Here is a 6334-nt window from a genome sequence, read left to right on the forward strand (position 1 = left end):
CGGGAGGTGCGCCGGGTCAGAACGCCGCCCGGATCTCCCCCACCTCCGCGGCGCCGCCCAGCAGCGGCGCCCGGCCGATCCGCGACACCACCGGGGCGTCCACCCCGAGCAGTCCCAGCGCACGGGCCAGGACCGGGCCGAGCGCCCGGGCCGAGCCGTCGTCGATCTTGAAGGCCAGCGCCCTGCCGTCCGCGAGCGCCACCGCCTGGACCGCCTCCGCACCCATCTTGGACAGCGTGCCGGGCAGCCCGCGCATCAGCCAGGTGTCCGGGCGACGGGTGCCCGCCACGTACTCGGGGTGGGCGCGCATCGCGTCCGCCACCCGGCGCTCCGCCGTGCCCGGTGCCGCCGTGACGAACGCACGGAACGCCCGCGCGAGACCCACCAGGGAGATCGCCATCAGCGGCGCCCCGCAGCCGTCCGTGCCGACCGCGGCGACCGGTTCGCCCGCCGCCTCCTCGATCACCTGGTGGACCAGCCGCTGGAGCGGATGCGCCGGGTCGAGATAGGTGGCCGGGTCCCAGCCGTTGTGCAAGCACACCGCGAGCATCGCCGCGTGCTTGCCCGAGCAGTTCATGGTGATCCGCTCCCGGACGTGGCCCGCGGCGAGATACGTCTCCGCCTCGGCCGGGTCCAGCGGAAGGTCGGGCGGGGTCTGCAGATCGTCGGGCGACAGTCCGTGCTCGGTGAGCATCTTGCGTACGAGATCGAGGTGGAAGCCCTCGCCCGCATGGCTCGCGGCGGCCAGCGCCAGCCGCTCCCCCGACAGGTCGAGCCCGGCGCGCAGCACGGCCGCGGCCTGCATCGGCTTGTTGGACGACCGGGGGAAGACCGGCGCCGACGGATCGCCCAGGGCCATCTCGACGCTGCCGTCGGCGGCCAGGACGACCAGTGATCCGCGATGGTGGCCCTCGACGAAACCGGACCGTACGACCTCGGCCAGCACCGGCGGGGCGGCTGTCGGGCCGGATATGGCGGACGGAGTTGTGGTGCTGGAGGTCATGGTGGCCTTCCGGGGACGGGCGGGACCCGCCCCCGGAGGGGTTGCCTCAGGCGAGCAGGTCGTCTACTTGTGCTTCCCCGTCACGGTACCTGCGGGCGATCTCCGCACTGCAGTCGTCCGCGGTGCGCTGAAGCCGGTGACGGCGCCGGGAGACCTGCTGCTCGTAGCGGACCAGGCGTCCCATCGCGGTGTGCAGCTCCTCGTCCGTCCGGGCGTCGAGGTCGGAGAGTTCGACCTCGGCGAGCGTCTCGGCGGCCAGCTGCCGGTACTCGTCGCTGCGCGGGGTGCTCAGCGTGACGTGCCGGGCGGAGGAGCGGTGCAGCGACGGGGCGTCGGCGAGGATCTCCGAGAGCCGGTCCACCACCGGCGACTCGGGGTCCCGCCGCCGGGCCAGCTCGGCCCGCAGGATGTCGATGCGCCCCTGGACCAGCCGCCGCACGTAGCTGAGGTCGGCCTCGTCGCGCTGCGAGTCGCGGCGCAGTGTACGCAGCTCCGGCAGCCGCAGCGCGCCCAGTTCGGACGGGAGCGCGGCCGGACCGTCGTCGGAGCCCTGTCCGGTCCGCTGCACGGGTGGGCGCATGGTGCTCGTACTCGTACCTGCACTGCTGTTGACGCCGGCACGCGTGACCGGCACGGTGCCCGGGGACTGCCCGGTTCCATGGGTGCTCATGCTTGTGTCCATCCCCTCGACCGGTGCGTCGGCGCACCGCCTCCGTGCATCGTGCCACTCCGAGGGTGCCGGTGGAGATGCTCTGTACCCGTTCAGCCCAAGATAGGTTGGTCTGTATGCGTGCAGTGGTACAGAGGGTGGACGGTGCGAGCGTCACGGTGGCCGACGCCGACGGCGAGGGCAGCGGCCCCGCGGTGGTCGGCGAAATCGTCGGCGAGGGCCTGTGTGTGCTGGTGGGAGTCACCCACGGGGACACCCCGGAAAAGGCGGCGCAGCTCGCCCGCAAGCTCTGGTCGGTCCGCATCCTGGAGGGCGAGAAGTCCTGCTCCGATGTGAATGCGCCGCTTCTGGTGATTTCGCAGTTCACTCTCTACGGGGACGCCCGGAAGGGCCGCCGGCCCACCTGGAACTCCGCCGCGCCCGGCGAGATCGCCGAGCCGCTGGTCGACGAGGTGATCGCGCGGTTGCGGGCGCTGGGGGCGCAGGTGGAGACGGGCCGGTTCGGGGCGGACATGCGGGTCTCGCTCACGAACCACGGCCCGTTCACCGTCATCGTCGAGGTCTGATCCGGCGGCGGCAGGCGGGGACGCGGCCGGAGGGCTACGGCTCGACGACCGTCTCCTGGGCCGCCGCCGTGTTCTCCCCCGCCAGCAGCTCCGCGTCCACCGCCACGTTCCGCTTCACCAGGGCCAGGGCGATCGGCCCCAGCTCGTGGTGGCGGGCGGAGCTGGTGATGAAGCCGAGCTGACGGCCCTCGGCCCCGTCTGCGGCGAGCCGGATCGGGGTGCCGTGCCCGGGGAGCATGACCTCGCTGCCGTCCAGGTGCAGGAAGACCAGGCGCCGGGGCGGCTTGCCCAGGTTCTGCACCCGGGCCACGGTCTCCTGGCCCCGGTAGCAGCCCTTCTGGAGATGGACGGCGGTGCCGATCCAGCCCAGCTCGTGCGGGATGGTGCGGTGGTCGGTCTCGAAACCGAGGCGCGGGCGGTGGCCCTCGATGCGCAGCGCCTCGTAGGCCAGGACCCCGGCGACCGGGCCGTGCTCCGCCGCGTACGCCTCCAGGCCGGCCCGCGGCAGGAACAGGTCACGGCCGTACGGCGTCTCCCGTACGGTGACTCCGTCCGGCACCGCGGCGATGGAACCGGCCGGCAGATACACGACCGCGAAATCCTCGGTGCGGTCGGCGACCTCGACCCGGTAGAAGAACTTCATCGACTCCAGATACGCGATCAGCTCGCCCTGCGTGTCCGGCTCGACGTGCATCCACACGGTCTCGCCGTCGTCGACGAGGTACATGGCGTGCTCGATGTGCCCGTTCGCCGTGAGGATCAGGGACTCGGTGGCCTGTCCCGGTGCGAGGTCGGTGACGTGCTGGGTGATCAGGAGGTGCAGCCACGCCAGCCGGTCGCTCCCGGTGACGGTGACGACGCCGCGGTGCGAGAGGTCGACGAGGCCGGAGCCGTCGGCGAGGGCACGCTGCTCGCGGAACAGGTCGCCGTAGTGCGCGGCGACGCCTTCGTCGCAGCCCTCGGCGGGGACGGCGCCGGGCAGGGACAGCAGGGGGCTCTTCATGCGACCAGCGTACGACTCGGCCCCTCAGGCCGGGTTCGCGGACTGCTCGGCCGCCTTCGCCGCGCAGTCCGCGCAGCGGCCGAAGATCGCGAAGTGCTTCATGTCCGTCTCGAACCCGAACGTGCCGCGCAGCTTCTCGGTGAACTCGGCGACGACGCCGACATCGGCCTCGATGACGTCTCCGCAGTCCCGGCAGACCAGATGGATGTGGTGATGGCGGTCGGCCAGGTGGTACGTCGGGGCTCCGTGGCCCAGATGGGCGTGGCTCACCAGACCGAGCTCCTCCAGGAGCTCCAGGGTCCGGTAGACGGTCGAGATGTTCACGCCGGACGCGGTCCGGCGCACCTCGGAGAGGATGTCGTCGGGCGTCGCGTGTTCCAGCGTGTCGACGGCTTCCAGGACAAGCTGCCGCTGCGGCGTCAGCCGGTAGCCGCGCTGCCGAAGATCGGTCTTCCAGTCGGTGCTCACCACAGGCCCCAGTGTAGGTCCGGGCGGCCGCCGCCCCCAGCGAAATGCCGGGACAGCCCTCAGGCACCGCGCACCGGCTACTTGAAGAACGCGATCCCGTCGTCCGGCAGGTCACCGAGGCTCTTCGCCATCGCGGCGACCTCTTCGGGGGTGACGACCTTCTTCAGGTGCGCCGACATGTACGGCCGCAGCTCCACCTCGGGCGTGGACTTCTCGCCGACCCACATCAGGTCGCTCTTCACGTAGCCGTAGAGCCGCTTGCCACCGTTGTACGGGCCGGAGGCCGCGGTCCGGGCCACCGCGTCGGTGACCAGGTCGATCTGCGGCTTCTGGTGGCCCAGCTCGCCGTACCAGATCTCGATGACGCCCTGGTCGCGGACCATCACGACCTCGACCTTGCGGTCCTTGTCGATCCGCCAGTACCCGGACTCGGACTCCAGCGGCCGGACCTTCTCGCCCTCGGCGTCGAGCACCCAGGAGTGCGAGACGTACTCCAGGAAGTCCCGGCCGTCGTGGCTGAAGGAGACCTCCTGGCCGAAGTTGCACTTCTCGGCGCCGGGGAAGTCGGACACGCCCGCGCCCGCCCAGTTGCCCAGGAGGAAGGCCAGCGGGACGAGGTCCGGGTGGAGGTCGGACGGAATCTCGATCATGAGCGGCTCAGACGATCTGTGAGGCGGGGGGGACAGGGAGGGGCGCGCGTGGAGCTGAGGGGTCAGCGCTGACCCTGGTACAGCTTCTTCACGGTCAGGCCGGCGAAGGCGAGGGTGCCGACACAGACCAGGACCAGCAGGGTGGTGAAGAATGCCTCAAGCACGGGAGCTCCTTGAACGAGCGGTATGGCAGCAGTACGGGCCGGGTCCCAGCCTAATGGGTGGGGGCCCGGCCCGTCGGTTCGGGGTTTGCCGCGGGGCGGTCAGCCCAGCAGCTGATTCTGCAGGATCACCGTCTGATGGAAGGGGATGCGCTCCGTCCCCCCGGCTCCCGGGCGGGACTGGAGGATCAGGGCGACGGTGTCACCGGCGACCAGGTACGCCTGCCGGACCTGAGTGGCTCCGAAGGGCTTCGGCTCACGGGCCACGTGGGACGAGGTGCTTTCCACCTTCCCGCCGCCCGACCAGGTCTCGTCCAGGTCCATCTGAGCCGCGCCGATCAGCGGATCCCCCACCGTGGCGCCGATGTAGCGGTCGTCGTGGAACGCCTCGGCATAGCCCGCCGAGTTGAACTGGAGCAGGTAGATCCGGCTCGACGTGCCGTCCGGCATGGTCCAGCCGCGCGCGGCGATGTGCCGGAGGGCGGACTCCTTCAGCTGGTCGCCGATACCGGCACGCGAGTCCTTCTCGTACTCGGAGACGAACTGTCGCGTGCTGACCCAGCCGCCGGTCAGTTTCTCGTCGGCCGTTGCTCCGGCCGGGGCCGGGAGCAGCAGGCGGCGCAGGTCGGCGTGGTGGATCTCGGCGGTGTTGCCGTCGCTGAACGGGCGCGGCGCGCCGGCCGGGAGCGCGGGCAGGCTCAGCCGGGGGAAGTCCCAGCGCCCGTCGCCCTTCGTGGCCAGCCCCGGCACGTCGGTGCGCTCGGCCGAGGTGATGGCGTACGCCGTACCCGCACCGAGCCCGCCGAGCACCAGCACCGCGACGGTCCACCGGGCCACGGCCCGCAGCACCCGGCGCGGGGGCCGGGGCGCCGGGTGCTGCGGCGACGGGGGCCGCGGCGGCATGGGCGGGATCGGCACGGGCGGAGGCGTTACGGGGGTGGCGCCGGCCGGCTCGGGCGCGGATTCGGCGGCGGGCGCGGCCGTCTGCTCGGTCATACGTACTCCCCCGGGGACGTGATGTGGTCCAGCTGGTCCTTCACCAGTCCGGCGACGGACGACGTGTCGACAGGTGTGGGACCCGAAGCCGAGAAGGTGAGGACCGTCTCGCCGTCGTACGCCATGCAGAACATGCTCTCGATCCTGAGCTCGCTGTCCTCGGGCTGCAGGAAGCACTTGGCGTTCTTCTTGTGGCCGCCGACCGCCGGCCCGTCCCGGAGGAGGCCGGCGGCGTCGAAGAGTCCCGTCCGGAAGACGTAGAGGTCCCGGACGGCCTTTTCGTCCTTCATCCGCACCAGTTCGGTCCTGACGATCAGGTCGTTCCCGTCCGATGCGTAGGTGCGGATGGCCAGGCCCTGGACGTGGAGCTTGTCGATCCGCTTCTCCAGCTCCCGCCGCTGCTTGCCGGCGAGCCCGCGGCTGCCGGCCTTCATCTCGGCGGTGGCCTCGCGGCCGCTGAGCTCGCTGTCGTTGCCGTGCGCCCCGTGGTCCGGGCCGAGCCGGTATCCGTCGGGGACCGGCAGCAGCAGCTTGCTGAGTTCCGTGGACGCCCGGCCCCGGGAGACGTCGCCGGCCGGGTCCTTGCCGGGGCCGTGCGCGGACCGCGCCCAGAGGCGGGTCGTGACCGTACGGTCGGCGCCGTCGACGGTGGCCTTCGTGTACGCGGCTGCGCCGGCGACAGCGGCGAGCACCAGCACGACGGGGGCCGTCGCGAGGATCACCCGGCGCACCCTGCCCCTCCGGGCCGGGGCGGAATCGGGAACGGGGACGGAATCGGGAACGGGCCCGGGAGGGGGCTCGGGCAGCGGAGCGGGGG

General features: G+C 72.0%; 8 protein-coding genes. 1 reads left to right on the forward strand and 7 read right to left on the reverse strand.

Features of this window, described 5'->3' with window-relative positions:
* Nucleotides 1-16: 16 nt before the first annotated feature.
* Nucleotides 17-1003: an asparaginase gene (locus J1C73_RS26520; RefSeq protein WP_207318596.1), complete on the reverse strand. Its 987-nt coding sequence runs from the start codon at nucleotides 1001-1003 to the stop codon at nucleotides 17-19.
* Nucleotides 1004-1049: 46 nt separating this feature from the next.
* Nucleotides 1050-1673, reverse strand: coding sequence for an RsiG family protein (locus J1C73_RS26525; RefSeq protein WP_207318597.1), 624 nt, complete (start codon nucleotides 1671-1673; stop codon nucleotides 1050-1052).
* A 116-nt stretch (nucleotides 1674-1789) separates the two neighbouring features.
* On the opposite strand from J1C73_RS26525, the gene dtd reads away from it, so the two are divergent.
* Nucleotides 1790-2239 (forward strand): D-aminoacyl-tRNA deacylase, encoded by a 450-nt coding sequence (dtd, locus tag J1C73_RS26530; protein ID WP_123460680.1) that lies wholly within the window; start codon nucleotides 1790-1792, stop codon nucleotides 2237-2239.
* 34 nt (nucleotides 2240-2273) lie between these two features.
* On the opposite strand, the gene ygfZ is transcribed toward dtd, so the two are convergent.
* The 5 genes from ygfZ to J1C73_RS26555 form a co-directional block, all read right to left on the reverse strand.
* Nucleotides 2274-3242, reverse strand: a complete 969-nt coding sequence (gene ygfZ / locus J1C73_RS26535; RefSeq protein WP_207318598.1) for a CAF17-like 4Fe-4S cluster assembly/insertion protein YgfZ — start codon at nucleotides 3240-3242, stop codon at nucleotides 2274-2276.
* Between the two features lie 24 nt (nucleotides 3243-3266).
* Nucleotides 3267-3713, reverse strand: a complete 447-nt coding sequence (locus J1C73_RS26540) for a Fur family transcriptional regulator (protein WP_123460678.1) — start codon at nucleotides 3711-3713, stop codon at nucleotides 3267-3269.
* A 74-nt stretch (nucleotides 3714-3787) separates the two neighbouring features.
* The gene (locus J1C73_RS26545) at nucleotides 3788-4360 is read right to left on the reverse strand and encodes a heme-binding beta-barrel domain-containing protein (protein WP_123460677.1); all 573 of its coding nucleotides are present in this window, start codon (nucleotides 4358-4360) and stop codon (nucleotides 3788-3790) included.
* Nucleotides 4361-4623: 263 nt separating this feature from the next.
* On the reverse strand, nucleotides 4624-5517 hold the full coding sequence (locus tag J1C73_RS26550) for a hypothetical protein (RefSeq protein WP_207318599.1): 894 nt from the start codon (nucleotides 5515-5517) through the stop codon (nucleotides 4624-4626).
* Nucleotides 5514-6323: a hypothetical protein gene (locus tag J1C73_RS26555; RefSeq protein ID WP_242644739.1), complete on the reverse strand. Its 810-nt coding sequence runs from the start codon at nucleotides 6321-6323 to the stop codon at nucleotides 5514-5516. Before J1C73_RS26555 ends, J1C73_RS26550 begins: the two co-directional genes overlap by 4 nt.
* Nucleotides 6324-6334 lie beyond the last annotated feature (11 nt).

This window comes from Streptomyces laculatispora (assembly GCF_017353455.1).
Lineage (GTDB): Bacteria > Actinomycetota > Actinomycetes > Streptomycetales > Streptomycetaceae > Streptomyces > Streptomyces laculatispora.

Excerpts from the sequence above, each read along its gene's own strand:
- J1C73_RS26520 (WP_207318596.1), bottom strand. The coding sequence starts at position 1,003 with ATGACCTCCAGCACCACAACTCCGTCCGCCATATCCGGCCCGACAGCC.
- J1C73_RS26525 (WP_207318597.1), bottom strand. The coding sequence starts at position 1,673 with ATGAGCACCCATGGAACCGGGCAGTCCCCGGGCACCGTGCCGGTCACG.
- dtd (WP_123460680.1), top strand. The coding sequence starts at position 1,790 with ATGCGTGCAGTGGTACAGAGGGTGGACGGTGCGAGCGTCACGGTGGCC.
- ygfZ (WP_207318598.1), bottom strand. The coding sequence starts at position 3,242 with ATGAAGAGCCCCCTGCTGTCCCTGCCCGGCGCCGTCCCCGCCGAGGGC.
- J1C73_RS26545 (WP_123460677.1), bottom strand. The coding sequence starts at position 4,360 with ATGATCGAGATTCCGTCCGACCTCCACCCGGACCTCGTCCCGCTGGCC.
- J1C73_RS26550 (WP_207318599.1), bottom strand. The coding sequence starts at position 5,517 with ATGACCGAGCAGACGGCCGCGCCCGCCGCCGAATCCGCGCCCGAGCCG.